Raw genomic sequence first — 20,741 nt, 5'->3', positions numbered from 1 at the left:
AGAAGTAGAGGAGATGGACTATGTTTTCTGCAAGTGGCCCTCTAGGAATTGTCGCGTCCACAACTTTGTGGATTACGGCATTGATCATGATCCTTGGCACGCTGGCATTTACTTTCCGCTCGTTTCGAGCCGCTACCAGGATTAAACATTTCTACTATGTGGCAGGGCTTGTGACGTTGATAGCAGCCACGCTGTATATGCTGATGGCGAGTGGATACGGAAGTAGCTTTCAGAACAGCCATCTTTTTGTGTATGGCCGGTATATTGACTGGACATTTACTACACCGTTGCTGTTACTTGATCTGGCTCTCATTGCTCTACCAAGGAATTTTCCTAATCGCCTGGCAGTGATTGCTACAGTCATTGGTGCAGATGTGTATATGATCCTGACCGGTCTTGTAGCTACGGGTATTCGTTCTGATATCCGCTGGGCTTTTTTCGGCGTCAGTTGTGCAGGCTTTTTTGCGATTCTGTACTTTATTCTGGTGAAGATGACTCCTGAGGCAAATATGCGCACCTATGAGGTGCAACGGCATTATCGCACGCTGTCTGTGACCTTAATGGCACTCTGGTTCTGTTATCCCATTGTCTGGGCATTGGGTGGAGAGGGTTTTGGGATTTTGAACTTTTCAGCCGAGGTCATCCTCTATGCTGTGCTGGATATTGCAGCTAAGGTTGGGTTTGGATTTCTGGTCCTGAGCAATCCCGTGGCATTGATGGAAGCTGAATCGACAGAGGCTCCCATTAGTTCTGTCGCATCACAGTTTTAATTCTTTGTTGAGTAATAGTTGAGCGGGATAAATTGTATAGCGAAAGGCTGGCGCAAGATGATAGAGCACAGAGCCCTGCTTTGGCGTCAGATCAACAAACACTTTTTTCCGCTCACCTATCCTTTGCAGAATGAGCTGAACTGGGAAAAAGTTGCTGCTGATCTGACAAATCCTGCACTGAGTTATCCGGCTTATTATCTGGTTCCTCATCATGGTCTGGCTGAGGGCTACCTTTCTCCTCGCCAACCGGTGGTCTGGGAACTGATTGAGCGACTTTCGTGTATTCCTCGAACGCGGCCCATCCTGCTGCAGCAGGCACTTGCAGGTACTCCTGGCTCGATTGTCGACCTCGGTTGTGGGACCGCGACAACCAGTCTGCAACTTGCCCATTTTCTCCCGCAAGCTCACTTTCACCTGATCGATCTCTCGCCTTATGCTCTGGCCGCAGCCCAATGGCAGGCTCAGCGCAATGGGGTCCTTCAGCAAGTAAGCTGTATTCATGCTCTGGCAGAGGCGACTGGATTGCCTTCTGCTCAGACAGACCTTGTACTGACCTGCCTCCTTTTTCACGAGCTACCTCGTCCTGCTACACAAGCTGTTCTTCGTGAAGCCTGGCGCCTTTTACGACCTGGCGGACGGCTGCTTATCTTTGATGCGATCCAGCAGGCATTCCCCTGGCCATGGTTTGATGCCTACTTTAACCGTGGTCTGGGAAGTATGCTTCATGAAGTCTACTGGTCAGACTATATGGCGCTGCCTCTCTGGAAGCTATGTCAGGAGATGGGCTTCTGTAAGGTCGAGCGTCGATTGCTTCCAGTGCTCCCCTGGATCTATCAGCTTATCTCCGTCATTAAATAGAGTTGCGCGCTCACCTGCTCCCCGCTTAAGTTTTTGTATATCATTGTAGTTCTGACTCCCATTCAGTACCAAATGGCTATTTTTGAATAAATATCCTTTATCTCTTGCTAAGATAGAGTATAATATATAAGCATATTTGCAATTTTTTTATCGCTCTTTAGCGTTAGAGTGCTCAAACAGCTTTTATACTAAGTAGCTGATTAGAGCCTATTTTTTATGAAAAGGATGTCATTATTTTGGAACCACAATTGCGCGTTATTGGTCAGAATGATCTTTCAGCAGAAGCTACGGTGTTGGCAGGCACCTATCAATTAGGAGAGCCTCAGGCTGAATACAAGATTGGCCTGAAAAAATGGATGGTCACCTATATCTGGATGGGGATTATTGGAGCTATTATAGGAATTGTTCTTGCTGTGTTGGGGCTGATGGGGATGGCTTCCGATGATTCTGCCTGGCAGCTTGCCGTGGTTGGTGTCGCATGTTTTTTTGGTTGTCTCTATCTTATCGCACGCTACGCTCGTTATCCTCTAGTGCGCCGATCCTGGAAAGTAGTTGTGTGCGCCAAAGGTTTTATTTTTACAAAAAATGGTCAGGCTGAGGCTTTTGCCTGGGATCAGATTGAATCGGTCTGGCAAGAGATTAAAGTCTACAAAAAGTATGGCACGACCACTGGGACAACCTACAAATATACTGTTCGACGGAAAGATGGTGTGCAGGTTCTTATTGACGATACATTTGAGGATAACGATGTATTAGGTCAGAAGATTGTTGAGGAAGCACATAATGTTCAGCTTCCGCTGGCGATTGAGGCATTTCATGCCGGTCAGACGCTTCATTTCGGTCCATTAAGTATCAGCGCTCAAGGACTTAGCAACGGGAAAGAATTATTGCCCTGGGATGGGACGATTCGCCGTATCAATATCTCAAATGGGTATTTTGAGGTGAAAAAGACTGATAAATTATTACTCTGGGCGAACATTGAAGTGTCGAAGATTCCCAATGTATTGGTTTTGCATAATCTTATCCGCTATATTACGAGCCCTTCTCCTGAGGCTGAGCAGGTAGACGCGAAGTAAGTACTGAGAGCGGTATAGTGAAATAAGCTATACCGCCTTCACAGAAGATTGGATTATCTATGCCACAAAGGACCTCTCTTCCTGCTTCTCTCTCTCTGCCTGATGAGGTTTATGAACAGGCTTCGATCTATCAGTTGGGGAGTATGACAGGACTATTTATGCCCACGTTCTCGAATCTGTTTGTGCTGATTGGGATCGTGATCGGGTCTATTATTATTGATCTTATTCTTCTCATTGGAATTATTTATTTTACTGGAGTTGTGATATACTATCTGGCACTCTTTCCACTTTTTGTGCTTATTGGGGCTATTGGTGCCTTTCCCAATCATAATTTGCGCATCTATGTGTTTGACAATGGGCTACTTCGTGCGAAAGGGAAGCGTTATGAGGTTGCTCGCTGGGATGAGATTACAGAGGTATGGCAAAAAAGTGGTCGGAATAGCTATCGTATCTCTGCCTTTACCTGCCTTCTCAAGTTGCAGGATGGTCGCACTCTAAAGCTGACAGACGCGGTCCGTTTTGTTCATTATCTAGCAGGTATAGTTCAAGAAGAAGTTGGTGCAAAGCTGCTACCAACTGCTCTGTTAACGTATAAGAGCGGTGAGACGGTGCGATTTGGCAAGATTAATGTGAATATACAGGGCATTAATAATGGCAAGGAGCTGGTTCCCTGGAATCAGGTGGACTCTCTGTTTGCGAAAGAGGGTCAACTCTTTGTGCAGAAACACGGTCGATTATTAAAATGGTCGGTTGTCAAAGTCAATGAGATTCCCAATCTCGGCGTATTGGCCGCTCTTGTAGATTCTATTGTGAAAGATAGTGGCTCTCAACAAACATCATAAGCAATGCTTTCTACATCATTTAGGCGATAGATCGCTCATAAAGTGCGATTTATCGCATGAATGATGTAAGGCCCATCATTCATGATGGCCGAGGAGAGCCACACCGCTCGGTTGGACCTATCTGACCACTGTGGGAGGCTCAACGGCTGGCTCGCTTCCTTCTTTCTTTATGCGCCCCATCATTCATGATGACCGAGGAAGTCTCCCATTATTTTCTGTCACTTCGAAGGACAGAGACCTCAAAATTTTGCCTTTGCCGCTCTCATAGACCATCTTCACTGGTAAGAGCTTATTCGATAGATAGTAGAACGTTCTGCGAAGCCTCAATGGAGTCCGTAACTTCGCCAATGAGCTCGAAATGAACCCCTTCTTGAGCCTGAATCTGGGGCCAGAGCTCGGGGGCAATGGCGGCAAAGAGCCCACCAGATGTTTGAGGATCAAACAAGATCGCCTGTTGACTGGGGGTCAGATGGTCTGCGAACCTGACCGAGCTCTTGAGATGCTGCTCATTGCGCTTCGTGCCACCGGGAATGCAGCCAGCTTCTGCATAGCGTTGAAGATTGGGGAGGAGTGGAAGTTGTGAGAAATAGAAACGCATATTGGTCCGGCTCTGTGTTGCCATCTCCCAGGCATGACCTGACAGGCTGAAGCCAGTAATATCGGTCACCGCATGAACCCCTTTGCCTGCCTGCACCAGAACCTCGCTGGCACGTCGATTGAGTCGCGTCATTGACTGGATAGCTGCCTGTATATCTTCGGGTTGAGCTTTTCCTTGCTTGTGGGCTGTTGTGAGGAGACCAGTTCCCAGGGGTTTGCTTAAGATCAGTAGATCACCAGATCTGGCCCCTCCCTTGGTAAGAATATGGTCGGGATGAACCATGCCAGTTACGGCAAGACCATATTTGGGCTCATCATCCATGATTGAATGCCCGCCTGCGATGGCGCTCCCGGCCTGTTCGACAATCTCCATCCCACCGCGTAGCACTTCACTAAGAATAGACGTGTCGAGATTTTCAGGCCAGGCGACCAGATTGATCGCCATAAGCACCTGGCCTCCCATTGCATACACATCGCTTAGCGCATTGGCAGCCGCAATAGCACCAAAGGTATAGGGATCATTAACCACGGGCGGAAAAAAATCGGCGGTACTAATAATTGCCTGTTGATCATTCACGCGATAAACGGCTGCATCATCAATAGCTCCCAGACCGACAAGGAGCTGCGGTGGCACATTGCGTTGACGCAGAGGGCTCAGCACTTTCGCCAGGGTTTCGGCACCAATTTTGGCTGCACATCCTGCGCAGCCTGCCAGTTCTGTGAGGCGGATCTCCTGTTGAAGACTCATAAGAACGCCTTTCTCTGTTGAGTTTATACAGCACCAGTGTGCAAGTTTTGGGAAAGAACTCAAGCCTGTTTCAGTCTCTCAATGGAGCATTCCATTCACTCAACATATCTGAAAAAGAAACTTGAGCTCCCAAAAAGCTTGCACACCGCGCCAGTTAATTCACCGTGTGCAGTTTACCGGTTGTGACATCGTAAATAAAGCCTTTGATCTCAATCGAATCAGGAATCAGAGGCGACCCCTGGAGAAAAGCGATATCATCCCGCACCGATTGTTCAAGATCTGTGAAAGGCAAAAAGGCAATATGGTCGGCATCAGCATGCAGTTCTTGCTTGATCTTGTGATGAATGCCATCGTCGCTAAATGTTAGCATACCACAATCAGTATGATGGATGATAACGATAGTCTGCGTCCCTAATAGCTGCTCTGAAATAATAAGAGAACGCAGAGCATCGGCAGCTCGTCCACCAGCGTTGCGAATAACATGGGCATCACCCTCCTCAAGCCCAAGAATACGCGCTGGATCAAGGCGAGCGTCCATACAGGCAAGAACAGCAACCTTTCGCCCTGGAGGGAGAGGAAGGCTCCCTTTTTGAAATTGTGCTGCATAAATGTGATTGGCCTCGATAAACTCATTCACTACACTCATTGTTTGTCTCCTTCTCATAATAAAGTAACAGCAGTTACATTTTTGCAGGCGCTACTAGTGAAAACCCATCAATCAAGAAGTTTATTCCGCTTCTTGTTGAATGAAGCAAACAGCGTTACAATGGAAGAGCAAAAAGATAGAACAAGGAGGTTTCATATGCTATTTCATCATGCCGAATTACATAATGTAGCGGAGCTCATTCCTGCATCAGGTGGGCAGGGATTTTATTTAAGCCGTGTGCCTGATGCCTTCCGCTTACAGATGCACGATCGTGCTCAGTGGACCGCACTTAATAATTGTGGCTGTGAGATTCGTTTCAATCTGCGAGGTGACAGCGCGAAAGTCATACTGCGCCGAGAAAAGAGTCGAGATGGAGCGGCTCCCTATGGGCTGTTAGAGGTCTATCAAGGCTCGTTTCAAAGCACCTATGTAAGAACCCCTACCGTTGTAGGAGAGGATGAGATCGTAATCGAGATTACCAGACGCGATACACCTCTTCCACTCTTGCGAAACTTGACGGAGCAGTTCCAACTTCCATTTGATCCAGAACTTGTACGGATTGTGCTTCCCTATGACTGGCCCAATGTCTTGATCGATATTCAGGGGGAGATTGAGCCACCGCGAGCAGAGCAGATGCCAGCTCTCCGCTATCTTGCGTATGGATCATCAATTACCCATGGGGGTAATGCCTTTGTCCCGACAGGTGGTTATGCAATGAGAACTGCCCACCTGTTGGGAGCCGATCTGCTCAATTTTGGTTTTTCTGGTAGCGCTCATATGGAGGCTGCACAGGCTGACTGTATTGTCTCGCGTACAGACTGGAACGTAGCCACGCTGGAGATGGGCATCAATGTCGTCTATGATTGGACGGTTGAACGTTTTGCAGCAGCTGTTGATCCTTTTTTGACACGGATTGTGCAGAGTCATCCTGATAAATGGATCTTTTGCATCGATCTGTTTACCATGAAGATGGATGTGGAGCGGGACGAGAAGGTCAACCACTATCGAGCGATAGTACGCGATATCGTAGCGCGGCTCAACCAGCCTCGTCTACGGTATCTTTCGGGGGCCGACCTTCTTCCTGCCAGTGGACTATCAGCCGACCTGATTCATCCTTCGGCTGAAGGAATGGAGATCATTTCACAACGCCTTGCCGCTCTTATACGAGCACAGGCAGAGCTTTAAGGTCGCAGGTCGTCTATATTGAGCGTTGGATCAATAATCGTCATGACATCAACCGAATAGAAGCCAGGATCAAGTTCACGCAACGTCTTGATGATCGCTGTAATAAGCTCTTGAGCACCTGGTAGTTGATAGCCAGCCAGAGTGAGTTGGAAGTAGAGACTGCGCAAAAAAGTGCGTGTATTGTGATAAGCACAGATCTCTTCCTGGCGTGCAAAATTGGGCGTATCCTCCCAATGAAGCGCAGCCTCTACCTCCAGCAGGGGGCGGCACCACCAGCGCCAATAACTGGCTGGCAGCAACCCGCGTGTTAAGACAGCGATGACTGCCAGGGCCAGCCGCTCTTCATCGAGAGTTGTATAGACATACTCGACAGGAAAGGTCATCTTCTCCGCAATGGCAGTAACGATCCGTTCTAGCTCGCGTGTCTGTACGTGTCGATTGCGCGCAAGGACTCCGAGCAGATCGCCACTGTGAGCGACCGCATGCGCCCACCCCTTCCCACTCACATAGCCGCGCAGATCTTGTTCACGGACGAGATAGGTAATACTCTGTTCGAGAAGAGCTTGCACCTCATCTTTTCGCAGGAAATGGTGGGACTGCTCATATTTAAGGATCTCAGAGATAGTGAGAGCCGAAAAAGAGCGTAGAAAGACGCGATCATCTCCCTGTTCGCCCAATCCCTCGCCAAGGTTTTGTAAGAGTTGAGTGAGCAGCTCGCGTAGCTGTTCAGGCGTATAGAGGCCACGCTCGATCCATTTTTCCAGCGTCGTATAAATATAATAATCCCGCAGTTCCGGATCAGCAGTACCAAGCTTGCTCAATAATTCAGGGGTAAGTCCCTCGATCGTCAGACCTTCGAGGAGTTGATAATCGTTGTGAGCTATTGAGCGCCAGAAATCTTTCTCCATAATTCCTCTGTAAGTGTAGACAGCCTTCTTATAGTAGGCCAATAGTATAAAGACTTCTGTATTCTACTGTCTGGCTACTCATCCTTCAAGAGCGGATTATTCATGAACCTCATTTTCGACAAGAGAGCAAGAATGACTTAGATCTCATGACGGGTATGTTGAAGTTCACCAGGAAAGTGGCTTGCCATCGCGGAAGAAACCGCCTGTTGGACCATCGTCTGGAAGAAGCGCTGCCCATAGAATGCTAGCAGCACCTTCGGCTACTGGCCTTGCACCCATCTCTTCCATACCAGGAGAAGTGGCCGTAAAACCTGGACAGACTGCATTGATAAGCATGCCCGTCGCCTTCAGCTCAGTTGCCAGTTTAACCGTCAGGGCATTGACAGCCGCTTTGGAGATGCCGTAGCTTGCACTGCCTCCTTGATTACTGGTCAGCCCAAATTGTGGATCGCCATGAGAGCCTGCTCCACTTGAGACATTGACAATACGAGCGTGTGGACTTTTGCGTAAGAGAGGAAGCATCGTCTGAGTGACTGCCCAGGTGCCAAAGAGATTTGTCTGTAGAACCATCTGAGCCTTCTCGAGATTGGCCGTACTGGGGCGATCCGACCAATCTGTATAGGTTGCGGCATTATTGACGAGAATATCTAACTTGCCAAAGTTTTTTTCTAACCAGAGCGCAAGCCGACCTCTATCCTCCTCATCCATTATCTCAAGCTGATGGGGATAGACCGTTAGACCCTCAGAGAGGAGTTGTTGGGCAGCACTCTCAGCATTTTCAATCTCTCTGGCAGTTACAACAATAATCTTACCTTGTCGACCAAGCTGACGAGCAACCTCAAAACCAAGTCCACGATTGGAGCCAGTAATAAGCGCGACTTGCTTATGTTGTTGTGCAGTCATTGACCTTTGTCCTTTCTGGCTATCGTCAGAACCAGGAATGTATCGTTGCAGTTGAGCGCAACGAGATGGCAACTTACTATGTACATTCTACTATGTCTGACTACACAAGGCGAAGAAATAATGCAAGAGAATACCCATCGAATAATGGGTATTCTCTTCTGGATACCGTGCTGATAGCTCGTTAATAAAAGATCTAGGCATTAACCTGTGTTAATGCCTGAACATAACGATCTGCTGAACGGAGAACAACATTGTGGGCATCGGAGGAGACGATGCGGTCAAACCAGGCTCCATATAGACGCTCGAAGTGGTAGGGCGCAATGGTAGCGCGCATCCGCTGAATTTCTCTCGCAGGTAGAGGAATGAGATTAGGATAACTGTACATGAAGCTAACCCATTGATGGTCGGCGACAACCTGAATAATATCGCCCGCGAGAAGGACGCCCTGTCCTGAAGCTCCTTGAGGCCAATGGAGAACCGTACCACCAGCGAAATGACCACCTAAGCGAATAAGCGTCAAATCGTGAAGCAGCGTGAATGTCTCGCCAGACCAGAACTGGATAGACGTATCTGGCCGCATCACCCATTGGCGATCAGCTTCATGGAGATAGATAGGTGCATGAAAGTGATGGGCCCATTCTATCATGCTGGTATAATAGTGTGGGTGAGAGATCGCAATGGCACTGATGCCACCCAGGCGTTCGATCTCAGCAATAGTAGCTGGATCAATGAGGCTTATACAATCCCAGAGAAGATTTCCATGAGGCGTCTGTAACAGAAGAGCTCTTTCACCAATGGCAAAAGAAGGAGTAGTACCAAATCCGGTCAAAAATGGCTCATGTTCTTTCCATTCATTATGATAACCACTTGTCTGCAATTGAGTGAGTGTTGTCCATTGTTGTCCATTATGACCAATATATTGGCGCTCATCTGTACAGATTGGACAGCTGGCAGGTTGAGCCTCGGTTGGAGTAAATTGCGTGCCACAGGTCTGGCAGATCCAGGCTTCCATGATAAGATATGCCCTTTCTCAGTTCTTTTTCTGAATGAACTGAGTATAGCAATAAATGAGATTGAAAAACCTGTCCAAAGGGTCAGAATTTCTCTACCTATTCCTGCCCTGTGGGCATGATCAATGATGAAAAGAAGCGGATTTTCCAGAAGAATAGCAACAACATTTCTCTAGTATGTGCCTGTGATCAAAAGGAGCAAGTGAGGAATAATCGTCATAAAAAATAATGGAGAAACAAAAAGGCAGAGCTAATCAAACGATCAACTCTGCCAGATGCGATCAAGAGAACGCGCTAGCTGAACGTGACATCATCGTAGTAGGTGTACGTGGCATCACCAGTGTAATTGTCGTCGTGACTGATCAATTTCAGAGTGTAGGAATGGCCAGCAGTGATCGTCTTAGAGACTTTCACCCATGTGTTATTGGTATTGCAGGTTTTAGCAAGAACCGTTGATGTTGTTCCGCTTGTATTGTCCTTCAACGTCGCCGTTGCCCAGTCATAGGTCAACGTATCTGGACAATAGACCTTATACCAGAAGCTCAGAGTGGTTGTCCCGGTCGGAGCAGTGAAGGTCTGGCTGAGGCTGCTATCACCATTGGTTGGAGAGGTTGAACCAGCAACACCAGAGTAGCTACCAGTGTGAGCAGTTGTGCTGACAGATGTCGTGCCAGCCGAAGTCCAACCAGAGAGGCTCCCAGTCTCAAAGCCGCCATTGGTTACACCGCCGCCACCGCCAGAAGTTGTAACCGTCACAGAGACTGACGTGCTGTGAGAAGCACTTCCCTCAGTACCGGAGACCGTCACAGTATAGGTACCAGCAGTTACCGATGAACCAACAGTAACGGTCAGAGTTGAAGAATTGCCAGCCGTGACCGACGTTGGAGAGAGCGAGGCCGTAGGACCAGAAGGCGAGACGCTTGCCGTCAGGCTCACCGTACCAGCCGAGCCAGTCGTAACCGCCGTACTAATTGTAGAGGTACCAGTGCTACCAGCAGCGATGGTCAGGCTTGTTGGGCTAGAACTGATCGAGAAGTCATTGGTAGTAGTGCCACCACCAACGATGGAATGTGAGAGATCGCAGCGATTGGTATCGTTCGACCACGTTGATTGCATGGCAAAGGTTCCGCTACCAGTGGTCACGTTGTTTGAACCACCAGCCGAGCCAGGAGAGATCCAGGCGCACTCGTCGCCATTCTCTTGACCGTTGGTGCTATTGGTCCAACCACCAGCAGGATTCTGATCGGTGACGGTCTCAGCGTATTCATGACCTTCAACGATGCTATAGCCGTCAAGCGTACCAGCCGAACCTGAGTTCACAAAGTTCTGACCGCAGCTTGCACCTTGATCCATGACATAGGGCATATTGGTAAAGGCGATATCTCCATAAGAGGAGCTGACACCACCACCACTCAGAGTGGAATCACCATTATAATCGTGCCAGGCGCAGAAACCACCAGTCTTGTAGTTATCTGGATTGGCACCTTTGGGTGAGAGGACGACATACTGAGCATAGCGGTTGCTTGCGGCTGTTGTATTGCCAAAGTGACCTGCCGCTGTCACTGCCTCGACACCAATCTGGTGACCACTGGCTGCGCTGGGTGATGCGGCTGAATTGTCATACCAGACGCCAGCCAGAGCGCCACCAGTAGGATAGCCGACGAGCGGAGCTCCAGAAGGGCAGCTTGTCGCACCAGTAGAGACGGTTGAGCCATCACAATATTGCGTCATTGTGCCTGACCACAGCTCGCTACCAGTTCCGAGTCCTTTGAAGAGCTTCTGGATGTATGGTGCACCACCAGCTGAATCGTTAGAGAATGTCAGGTTGCCACCACTATCAGTGCTCTGTGTGCCCCATTGGGTGCCCCAGAAGATAAGATAAACTTTGGGGGTACCGCTTGTCACACCAATACCATCGATACCACCGCCGAAAGACAGCGTATTACCAGCAGCAGGGATACGAGGGCTGGCCTGGCGATAAGCATTAATCTTTTGTAACTGAGGGATCGTAGGGACTGCGCCATGGCGATACGTGTGCTGATAATTGGGAGCATAAGGATTGAGGCTAGAGGGGCCGCCAATCTGGGTTTCTGGTGCAGCGAAAATACTCAAAGGCGTGAGTGCTGCTAGAGCCAGAAGGATAATCGACGAGCTAAATAATTGGATCACTCGTTTCCGCACGTGTAACTCCTTTTATGTGTAGAGAAACGATATCTTTTATGGCAAAATAAGAAAGCCAATGGAGGTAACGACTGGTTTACATATTTGCCATATCTAGATTTAATTATAAGAATGATCACTTAACCTTCGCTTCAATAAAATTACATAATATTTCCATTTAGAGATAAGTAATAAGTCAAAAATTCAGGCTATACGTATAAGACATTTGCCAACAAGAATGTCAATCTACGTATGTTGTATCCATAAACGCAGAGCACTGCCAGGTCTGTAATTCGCTGATGATTGGGCTGATTGGTGGATTCAGAAGGCTCTATAGCGCATTCAGGGGGAAGTGTTCTGTTAAATACTAAAGAGGATTCTGCCAGAAAAGAAACAACTGAGAGCATATTCTGTATTGATAACTTTTAACTTTTGCCATCGAATACAAAATTATTTTATTATATACAGATATTACGTCTATAATACGTGTGTTTTAAATCATTACATAAGACAATCTTGTGTAGATAAATGGGCTATTCTTAAGCACTGAGAGGAAATTTCTTATCTATTATAATAATTAAGAATAGGGGTTCCATGAAACGTAGTAGTAGTAAGAATTGAGCGTTATCCGCAATAAACAGGTGGAGTTTTGACATGCTAACATTACCAGATGGTGTACCAATTGATAGCGACACGTTGAAAATAGCTTTAGGCGATTCAAGTGGTGAGCATGCATATTTTTTGCATACTGAGACTGGCGAAGTTGTGTTTTTTTCACTATACGATGATTCTGAAGCGAAGGATGAGCTTGAAAGAAGGGTGAACGAGAGCGCTGGCTATGTAAAAATCGAGCCTGTTCCTTCGCGTGTGGCTTATATTTGGATGGAGGACTTTGTCTCAGACGTCATTTTCCCGGAAAATGAAGGATTAGCTACGATGCTTTATCGTGCTTTAAAAGGGAAAGGTGCTTTTGGGCGTTTCAAGAGGATACTTTGTGATGAATCTGATAGATGGCTGAAAGAATGGTATAATTGGAGAGAGGTGCAAATGGAGCAGGCTATGCAAGATTGGATCACTGAGAACATTAGTGAAGAGAGCACCTTGAAGTAAGCCTCTTACAGGAAAGAGAGGAGAATAAGGCTACATGCCGGTAAAGTCCAACATACCCGCTTTTGAGCAAGCATTAACGTATGCAATTGAGCAACTCCAGAGCCAGATAGGAGTAGAGATCAGGCAATTCAAAGGGTCTGATGACGATACGTTGCGAGGTGGGCTGCCCTCTAGACGCCTGCCAGAGGAACGTAAAGTATATCAGCAGAGTACAGGTAGTCTGGAGGAGAGTGCCTATCATTTAGAGAAAATTAAAGATTGGATGGCAGATGACAGGTACTTTCGTACGGTGATCGATACTACTATTTATCAACATGTACAAGCGGCAGAGCGTAAGCAGCGGGTCCGAACGGTGGTATGGAGCCTATTCTCTTTGTTATTGGGCTGGTTGCTCGCTCTTCTGACGCAGCCTGTGCTGGCTAGTTTTTATCAGAGCATTCTCCACATTTTCCGCATGGGTACTTAACCATCGGTAACGTAAAAGGCCTGGTCTCTCTCTACATTATTTGGAGGTGCAGTTATGTCAGATCAATTTGAGCCTTTGCCCGCATTTATTTCTTATACTCATGCTGACGAACAGTATATTAATGAATTTAAAAACCACTTAAGCGTGCTGAAAGAAGAGAAATATATCTCTATCTGGTATGATCGAGAGATTCTCACAGGCTCGTACTGGTCTGATGCAATTGAGCAGAATTTTGCGGATGCAAAAATCATCTTTCTCATGTTAAGTTCAGATTTTATCGCCTCTGAATATTGTCAGTATGAGACAAAAATGGCGCTGGAGAAAAGTGCAGCTGGAGATGCACTGGTCATCCCCATCTATCTCAGATCTTTTCACTGGTCTAAGAGCCCCTTTACACATTTACAGATAACGCCACCTGATGGCAAGGCCGTCGTCTCTCCACATTGGTTTAGTCGTGATGAGGCCTGGCTTGTCGTTACCAAACAGATAAAGCGTGCTATTCAGGACTATCGAAAACGTTCTCTCGCTATGAACGATCGCCCTGTAGATACTTCACCCCAACATAACAAGAATGTATCTCCAAAAATAGTGAACTCGAGTGCAGAAGCACATAAAGAAAAAGGTGAAGCAAGTACAGGCTTCACAGAGAGTGCAAAATCAGCTCCAGTCTCCATGGGGACTGACTCTTCACCATCGGTCACTTATTGGCTTAGCCAGGGGGAGGCAAGGTACCAGCAGGGTGCCTATCAGTCAGCATTAAATGCGTATGAAGAAGCACTACAGATTGATCCTAAGCAAGCACGAGCCTGGCATCAAAAAGGAATTGTGCTCCTTTTTCTGCGCCGTTTTGATGAGGCTCTGCAAGCTGCGGAAAGGTCTCTCCTGCTTGAGCCAACAAATGTGCTCCATCTGATTGCTAAAGCCAATATTCTTCAGCATCTGCAACGGGACGAGGCGGCCAGAAAGCTCTGTATGGAACAACTGCCTCAACTTGAGAGCGCTTGCCAGAACGATCCAGACAATGCAGATTTTTGGGATGCCAGAGCCGATGCCTTAAGAATTTTAGAGCGTTATGAGGATGCTTTGCACGCACGTGAACAGGCTCTCTCCCTTGAGCCAGCTCTCTCAGTTAATTGGAGTGATAAAGGCATCTTGCTATCATACCTTAAGCGCAATGAAGAGGCTCTCGTTGCCTATGAACAAGCCATCACACTGAATCCACATGAGGCTGCTTATTGGAACGCCAGAGGGCACCTTTTAGCTGATCTAGAGCGTTATGAGGATGCACTTCTCGCATGCCAGAAAGCAATAGAGCTCAGTCCACAAGATGCCTCTTATTGGAGCAGTAAAGGGACGATGATGATTCATCTGGAGCGTTATGAAGAGGCTCTGGTAGCGTACGAAAGAGCAATAGCCTTGCAGGCTCATCCAGCCTATTGGGGTGCGAAAGGTAATGTTCTGTGTACTTTACAGCGCTATAAAGAGGCGCTGGACGCGTATCAAGAAGCTATTAAATTGGGCCCCAAAGAGGCTGTGCGCTGGAATAATAAAGGCGATGCATTAGCTCACCTGGGTCGCCATGAAGATGCCCTGGAAGCCTATGAACAGGCGCTTCTGCTTGATAATAAGCAGGCCCTTTATTGGAGTAAGAAAGCTGCTACTTTGAGCCGTTTAGAGCGCAACGAGCAGGCCTTAAAAGCGTATGAGCAGTGCCTTCTTCTTGAGCCAGACACTATTGAGTATCTGGCGGCCAGGGCGCATCTCTTATTTGATCTCTATGAGAATCAACAATCTCTCGATGCTCTGGAAGAGGTAGTGAAAGCCTATGAAAAAATACTGATAAAGCAGCCAGAGGTAGCTCATTACTGGTATGAAAAAGGTCGCAGCTTGCTAAAATTGGAGCGCCATCGTGAGGCACTGAAGGCGTTTGAGCAGGCTCTATTTCTAACTTCTGGCAATGCAGAGTATTGGTACTATAAAGGTTATGCACTCGAAGAACTGGAGGATTGGGAAGGAGCGTTACGCTCATATAATGAGGCTCTTAAAATTGCTGCTCTATCGGCCCATTATTGGAAACGGAAAGCCTTCGTTCTGCTCCACTTAGAGCAGTATGAGCAAGCGTTGGAGGCCGTCAAACAGAGCCAATCGCTGAAAACAGAAGATGCGACCTGCTGGTATCTGGCCAGTATTCTTTTGAATAGCTTAGAGCGCAAGCCCGAAGCTCTTGAAGCCATCGAGCAAGCTATTGCGCTTGAACCCAGGACAGTTCAGTGGTTGTTAGTAAAAGGGAAGCTGTTGTTTGAACGAAGGATGAATACAGAGGCCCTTCATACTCTTGATAAAGCCTTGCTCATTGACCCTCGTTCCTTTGAAGTATGGGTTGTAAGGGCAAAAGTGCTTTATTTGTTAAAACGCTATAAAGAAGCCAGGGAAGCCCTTACAAGAGCAGAGGTCCTGGGCGAATTGGATAGAGACAGCCTTGTCCTGAACAAGCTGTTAGACGATCGTTCGACAAATTTCATCACCGAGCTCTTCAAGTGGTTTAGAGCGTAATCGCTCCTCTAACGAGATGAAGCTGGAGTCGATGAAATTATGGCTGACGTTTCAGAAAAGTGCGAATTGTGCTGGTGACGAGCTCATGATCCTCTTGCTGAGGGAGACCAGAGACGGTAATTGTACCAATCACTCCAACCTGTTTGATAATCAGAGGAAAGGCACCACCATGGGGTGCAAAATGCTCGGTAGAGATTAAATACTTCTCCTCAAGCGTTTTTCCCGCCTGTTTGAGGGATTGTCCAATGTACCAGGAGCTATGACCAAAGCGATTGACAATGTTATTTTTCCGTTTAATCCACTCATCATTATCTGGAGCGGTTCCGGGCAACGCATAATGGAACAATTGTTGACCACTCCTCGTGATATCGACGGTCACTCCCTTTTTTTTCTGCTTCGCAGCTTCTACCAGAGCAACTCCCAATTGCCAGGCCGTTTCATGCGAGAAACTGGAGAATTGGAGCTCATCTTCCTGTTGCAATAAGCTTTCCAGGAGATTTTTTTCATCACTCATAGGACTTTCCTTTACTATGCGCACTCTATATATACGATGAGTTGTGCTGCATGAGAAACCAGCATATCAGACCCTCAATGTTGTACTAACTGCTTGATTATAGCATGCCCGTAACCTCCAATATATTTTCAATATACTGTAGGATACAAAAAGAGATGAAAGCGGATGGGAAACACCCGCTTTCTCCCCATGTTGACCTCTCTTATTTAGCTGAGATGAACACTCTTGCTGCTTGGAGAACTGGGACTGCTTGGATGGCTCACTTTGTGATAGTGCTTAATGTTGTGGTTTTTATGTGACTGGTGAGCCTGGTGGGCTTGATGAGCCACATGGCTGATATTGGTTGTACCACCACCAGCTACCTGCATCAATTGCGTATCTGTTAAATCCTGTATCGATTTTTTATTGAGTGTGGCCGTTTTTTTCAATCGAGAAAACATACTATGTTCCTTCCTAACCTTATAAATGGAAGCATACATATGTATCCGCTCAAGCGTATCTTGTTATGCTTCGTTTTTGACACGAGAATAGAGTGCTGATTCAGTAAGAATAGCAACATATTCTCTATTTCATAGTGTAAATCAGATAAGCCGGAACACCAATTCTTAGCAATCAGTAAAGCATGATAGTACTAAATATATGAGAATACATATTAAAGTAGACTACTGATGGTAATTGGAGCGCCATGAGCGGATGCGGAAGCAATGGCAGCAAATGTTAAGGCGAGGCTTTTGATGTTATCGCTACCGGCAGAGGAAGGTTGTTTGCCGCTTTGAATGGCCTGTATAAAAGCGGATAAACTGCCATGAAAATCTTTCGGTAGATCAAACTCAGGTATTTCAACATCTGTACGAGGTTGCCAGATAGGTTGTACTTGAAGATATACGTCCTGAGAAGGACTTTCACTACGATCGCTCCAAAAAATCTCTCCCTGATCGCAGTCCATTTGCCATTCACCGGTCCAGGCTGTGGTGCGGGCCTGGCTTACCCAACTTCCTCGATAGCTTACCACTGTACCACGCTCGAATGTAATGGTTGCAGAGGCTGATGGGGCATCTTTAAAATGGCTCCCAATGGGATTCCATGTAACGCAGGAGATCGTTTGTGGTTCCTGACCTAACACATAACGCATTAAGTCAAAATGGTGGATTGCCATGTCAGCCAATAAGGGTTGCCAGATCTGGTAATGTCGATGATTGGGGTCATTAATAGCATTGGCATAAAAGCGAAAATCGATATAAACGGTGCCAACTTCTCCTACTATTTTCTGTTCTAATAAATGTTTGGCCACTTGAACACGTGGAGAGAAACGATAATTCTGGCTGATCATCAAAATGCGCTGTTGTCGCTCGGCTAATTCAACCAGCTCTTTGGCTTCAGCAATACTGGGTGCAAATGGTTTCTCCATTAAAACATGTTTGCCCGCCAGTAGAGCTGTTCGGGCACTGGAGACATGACCAGCCAGACTGGCCGTGATGAGCACAGCATCGGGCTCGCATTGCTTTAGTGCTTCATCCAGAGAAGTGAAACATTTTTCGGCTGGCAGTCCCCACTGCTCAATTGCATTTGCCAGGACCTCTTCTATAATCTCGACCCATCCAACTAATTCGACAGCAGGATTATTGGTTAATACCGTTCTAAACCAATGTCCTCCAATCCCTCCCAGACCAACTTGCACCAGACGTAAAGCCATAATATGTCCTCTTTTCAATTGAAGTTATGAATACTGTAGCAATTGGACTAGACCAAATAACTCTATATGTAAGTGTACCGATATCACAGCTTACCTGCAAGGTTATGAAGGTTTTGCGTGTCGTTTCGATCTTGTTGTTCTTTATAATATGCCTGGAATGGGGAGGCATAATATACCTGGAATGGGGCGGTGTTTTTGTGGTCGAGCCCCATTCCAGATAGTCTCTTTCTTTCGAGAGGACAAACGGTTCTACCGCCAGCCCAATGCCTCTACTGGTAAGGCAGCACTGATCGCTTGCTCTCTGTCGGTGAAAAGAGTTGGATTCAGGAAGCGATAGCGTAACTGAATCGGTCCTCTTTGACTGGGAGCGAAATTGGTATGCCAGTAGTGGTTGACAGGCATAGAGGCGAGAAAGCCATTCCACTGCCAGGGTTCAGTCTCCCAATGATTAAAATGAATATCATCAGGCATAACAAGGGGTGCATCGAGTGGAAGCCAGAGTAACTCTGCGCTCTCTTCCGCTTGTATATGAGCCGCCCGTTGAAGGGTATAGTAGGCTGAACATGTGCCGGGCAATTGTCCACCAACTTGGTGGTTGCCCGGACGGAAGAAGCCGCCACCTGTTTCAAAATCTACTGTTCCTTGAGCCAGAGCAAAAGGAAATGCGATATAGGCCGCCTCAGGAAGATCGCTCCATGGTTTGTCCCATTGGAGCTGATATTCGACCATAGGCAGAGCATGATAGAGACGCCAGTTCATCTGGACTGTTCCAAAGACAGGATCTTTGCTTGTCAGCTGTATTTCATCAAAGACTGGCTGCCCGAGCCTCGTCACAGTCTGAAACTCTCTCGGAGAGGTATGCTTGAAGATCGGCTCTTGTGGCATCTCCCGCCTGAGTTGTTCGCCCGCGACATTTAATGCCAGCAAGCGTGCCTGATTGCTGACGGCTTTACGCCCCCATGGATGAATAACCTGCTCATGAACCAGTTGACCAAAGCCATATTGATGATCTGGATTGACCCATTCTCGTCTGCTTCTTCCCTCTTGCATGCTCACCAGCCGACCTTGTGCAGGATCTATCTGAAGTTTCCAGTGTGCTGTCTCTAATTGAAGCGCTGTGGTGGTTGCTCCAGGCGTTATGGCTTGTACTTCGGCTGCGGTAAGCGCAAAGGCATGGTGTGTTGTCTCCTGGTTTAAGGGCAGGACTGCTACATACTGTGCTGGATTTGTTGCAGTGACCTGGAAGGGATAGTGTTCTCCCTGCTTGTCTGTCAGTACCTGTTGCTGTGGATCAAGTTTCAGGTCCTCGACTGCAAAATGAACTGTATGGAAGCCTGTTCCTGCTGATAGCGAGCTGACGTGGAGGTTCTGAGCCTTTTGGGGAATCCAATGACGAAGCGCTGCGGTCGCTGCTTCATTGAGGTAGAGGTCTGCCCGGTAGAACATCAAGGCTTTAGCTGCCTGTTGGAAGGCATTCAGTTGCGAGCCCGGGCGTGCCAGACTCGACCAGGCCCCGAATGTATGTTCAAGTGAGAGCCGTTCTTGCTCCAGAGCGATCTGCGAGAGCTTTTGCGCTTCGCTGGACTGACTGTGTGCGATCAGGTTCAATACATCGCGGCGCCGTCTCTGAGTTCGACGCGCAAGAGCAACGGAGGCCGTTTCAGAACCGAGACCGTGTGCCCAGTAATCGGGCCATGCAGTTGCATATGTTGGATAGCTCTGTTGCGCAGTTTCTGGCACACTCCTTTGGAAGTCCTCAAACCATTCACTTATAGTAGCGGTACGCAGCTTAATCTCTTCATGTTCTTGATTCCAGATCTCAATGATCTGGCACCAGCGGCTATCTGGTGGCGAATTATCTACAAAAAAGCCTCCAGTGCTCAGAAGCAGACTGGTATGAGCATAGCCAGAAGCGCGAAGGTACTCAATGTAGAGTGGTACTTCTCTTTTCGCTACTTCATAGAGCTCTTGCACCGTGGTCTGATCAGCTTCTGTGAACGTACTACTTTTGTCCAGGGAAAAGTCTTGTGTACCTGAGAGCCCCAGAACATTGCCTAAATGATAGTGTTCATTCAACCAGTGCAGGACCCGTCCTTTAGCTGGTCCTTGCCACCAGAACATCTGCGGCACACGAATGGGCGCATCCGAGGCAAGTTCACCTTCACGATAGAGTTTTTTCCATGAATAGTGGATGCTTCCGCGTTTGCCCAGGGGATCTGTGGCGCTATCGAGATGGACATGGCTACAAAAATAGGGGATTGAGAACTCATGAAGGATATCAGCGGTTGACCAGGGCCAGCCATTGATATCACTATGGATGGCACTTTTCAGAGGAATATCATGCTGGCGGCAATAGTTGACCGCTATTTCTACGCTGCGCCGATAGGCGTCTGAATCGATCATATCTGTGAAATGTAGATAGGTAGCGGTGATCTCAATCTGTCCAGCCCGCACATAGTGGAGAAATTCTTCTTCTCGTTCCGGACGCTGAGTGAGATAATGATGGACCTGCCAGAAGGTTTCACAGGTCCATTTAAAGCGTTGATCGATGGGTGCAGTTGCTGTTTGTCGGCAGAGCTCAAGCACACGGTCGTAGAAATCCAGGTACATGTGTTCAATGAGCTCTTGTGGATGGGTATAGCCGATATCTGTATGGGCCATTTGTAGTATATAAATAGTAAAAGGCCGGATCATTTCTGTTA

At 47.4% G+C, this 20,741-nt stretch carries 18 protein-coding genes; 8 read left to right on the top strand and 10 right to left on the bottom strand.

Annotated elements, in window-relative coordinates; translation table 11 throughout:
• Positions 1 to 20: 20 nt before the first annotated feature.
• From EL628_RS29275 to EL628_RS29260, 4 genes are all read left to right on the top strand, one after another.
• Positions 21 to 770 carry a bacteriorhodopsin gene (locus EL628_RS29275; RefSeq protein ID WP_126583508.1) on the top strand — a complete coding sequence of 250 codons (750 nt, stop codon included), beginning with the start codon at positions 21 to 23 and terminating at the stop codon, positions 768 to 770.
• Between the two features lie 57 nt (positions 771 to 827).
• On the top strand, positions 828 to 1,628 hold the full coding sequence (locus EL628_RS29270; protein WP_126583507.1) for a class I SAM-dependent methyltransferase: 801 nt from the start codon (positions 828 to 830) through the stop codon (positions 1,626 to 1,628).
• Between the two features lie 236 nt (positions 1,629 to 1,864).
• On the top strand, positions 1,865 to 2,704 hold the full coding sequence (locus EL628_RS29265) for a DUF6585 family protein (protein ID WP_126583506.1): 840 nt from the start codon (positions 1,865 to 1,867) through the stop codon (positions 2,702 to 2,704).
• A 59-nt stretch (positions 2,705 to 2,763) separates the two neighbouring features.
• On the top strand, positions 2,764 to 3,546 hold the full coding sequence (locus EL628_RS29260; protein WP_126583505.1) for a DUF6585 family protein: 783 nt from the start codon (positions 2,764 to 2,766) through the stop codon (positions 3,544 to 3,546).
• Between the two features lie 289 nt (positions 3,547 to 3,835).
• On the opposite strand, the gene selD is transcribed toward EL628_RS29260, so the two are convergent.
• Positions 3,836 to 4,891, bottom strand: a complete 1,056-nt coding sequence (gene selD, locus EL628_RS29255) for a selenide, water dikinase SelD (RefSeq protein ID WP_126583504.1) — start codon at positions 4,889 to 4,891, stop codon at positions 3,836 to 3,838.
• 154 nt (positions 4,892 to 5,045) lie between these two features.
• Positions 5,046 to 5,537 (bottom strand): beta-class carbonic anhydrase, encoded by a 492-nt coding sequence (locus EL628_RS29250; protein ID WP_126583503.1) that lies wholly within the window; start codon positions 5,535 to 5,537, stop codon positions 5,046 to 5,048.
• Positions 5,538 to 5,693: 156 nt separating this feature from the next.
• Here EL628_RS29250 and EL628_RS29245 point away from each other — a divergent pair, with 156 nt between their 5' ends.
• Positions 5,694 to 6,722, top strand: a complete 1,029-nt coding sequence (locus tag EL628_RS29245; RefSeq protein ID WP_126583502.1) for a GDSL-type esterase/lipase family protein — start codon at positions 5,694 to 5,696, stop codon at positions 6,720 to 6,722.
• Here EL628_RS29245 and EL628_RS29240 read toward each other — a convergent pair.
• The 4 genes from EL628_RS29240 to EL628_RS30255 all read right to left on the bottom strand — a co-directional run bounded on the left by EL628_RS29240 (position 6,719) and on the right by EL628_RS30255 (position 11,724).
• A complete protein-coding gene (locus tag EL628_RS29240) occupies positions 6,719 to 7,630 on the bottom strand; it encodes a DUF2785 domain-containing protein (RefSeq protein ID WP_126583501.1) in 912 nt (303 codons plus the stop codon). The two genes, EL628_RS29245 and EL628_RS29240, sit on opposite strands and share 4 nt — an antisense overlap.
• Before the next feature lie 165 nt (positions 7,631 to 7,795).
• A complete protein-coding gene (locus EL628_RS29235) occupies positions 7,796 to 8,533 on the bottom strand; it encodes an SDR family oxidoreductase (RefSeq protein WP_126583500.1) in 738 nt (245 codons plus the stop codon).
• Positions 8,534 to 8,726: 193 nt separating this feature from the next.
• Positions 8,727 to 9,545: an MBL fold metallo-hydrolase gene (locus EL628_RS29230; RefSeq protein ID WP_126583499.1), complete on the bottom strand. Its 819-nt coding sequence runs from the start codon at positions 9,543 to 9,545 to the stop codon at positions 8,727 to 8,729.
• A gap of 292 nt (positions 9,546 to 9,837) precedes the next feature.
• Positions 9,838 to 11,724 carry a serine-rich family protein gene (locus EL628_RS30255; protein ID WP_174719981.1) on the bottom strand — a complete coding sequence of 629 codons (1,887 nt, stop codon included), beginning with the start codon at positions 11,722 to 11,724 and terminating at the stop codon, positions 9,838 to 9,840.
• A gap of 633 nt (positions 11,725 to 12,357) precedes the next feature.
• Between EL628_RS30255 and EL628_RS29220 the strand changes: the two genes are divergently transcribed.
• From EL628_RS29220 to EL628_RS29210, 3 genes are read left to right on the top strand one after another with little or no spacing between them, the layout of a single operon-like run.
• Complete coding sequence (locus EL628_RS29220) at positions 12,358 to 12,813, top strand: UPF0158 family protein (RefSeq protein ID WP_126583498.1); 456 nt, start codon at positions 12,358 to 12,360, stop codon at positions 12,811 to 12,813.
• Positions 12,814 to 12,847: 34 nt separating this feature from the next.
• Positions 12,848 to 13,279, top strand: coding sequence for a hypothetical protein (locus EL628_RS29215; protein ID WP_126583497.1), 432 nt, complete (start codon positions 12,848 to 12,850; stop codon positions 13,277 to 13,279).
• A 54-nt stretch (positions 13,280 to 13,333) separates the two neighbouring features.
• Positions 13,334 to 15,832, top strand: coding sequence for a toll/interleukin-1 receptor domain-containing protein (locus tag EL628_RS29210; RefSeq protein ID WP_126583496.1), 2,499 nt, complete (start codon positions 13,334 to 13,336; stop codon positions 15,830 to 15,832).
• A gap of 37 nt (positions 15,833 to 15,869) precedes the next feature.
• Here EL628_RS29210 and EL628_RS29205 read toward each other — a convergent pair whose 3' ends face one another.
• The 4 genes from EL628_RS29205 to EL628_RS29190 all read right to left on the bottom strand — a co-directional run bounded on the left by EL628_RS29205 (position 15,870) and on the right by EL628_RS29190 (position 20,733).
• On the bottom strand, positions 15,870 to 16,346 hold the full coding sequence (locus EL628_RS29205; protein WP_126583495.1) for a heme-degrading domain-containing protein: 477 nt from the start codon (positions 16,344 to 16,346) through the stop codon (positions 15,870 to 15,872).
• Positions 16,347 to 16,552: 206 nt separating this feature from the next.
• Positions 16,553 to 16,786, bottom strand: coding sequence for a hypothetical protein (locus EL628_RS29200; protein ID WP_126583494.1), 234 nt, complete (start codon positions 16,784 to 16,786; stop codon positions 16,553 to 16,555).
• 212 nt (positions 16,787 to 16,998) lie between these two features.
• Positions 16,999 to 18,039, bottom strand: a complete 1,041-nt coding sequence (locus EL628_RS29195) for a Gfo/Idh/MocA family protein (protein WP_126583493.1) — start codon at positions 18,037 to 18,039, stop codon at positions 16,999 to 17,001.
• Positions 18,040 to 18,288: 249 nt separating this feature from the next.
• Positions 18,289 to 20,733 (bottom strand): glycoside hydrolase family 38 N-terminal domain-containing protein, encoded by a 2,445-nt coding sequence (locus EL628_RS29190; RefSeq protein ID WP_126583492.1) that lies wholly within the window; start codon positions 20,731 to 20,733, stop codon positions 18,289 to 18,291.
• Between the last annotated feature and the right edge of the window lie 8 nt (positions 20,734 to 20,741).

The sequence above is a fragment of the Tengunoibacter tsumagoiensis genome (genome assembly GCF_003967535.1).
GTDB classification, from domain to species: Bacteria; Chloroflexota; Ktedonobacteria; order Ktedonobacterales; family Ktedonobacteraceae; genus Tengunoibacter; species Tengunoibacter tsumagoiensis.
The sequence above is the reverse complement of the archived record's forward strand: the minus strand, read 5'-3'. Positions and strand labels throughout refer to the sequence as shown.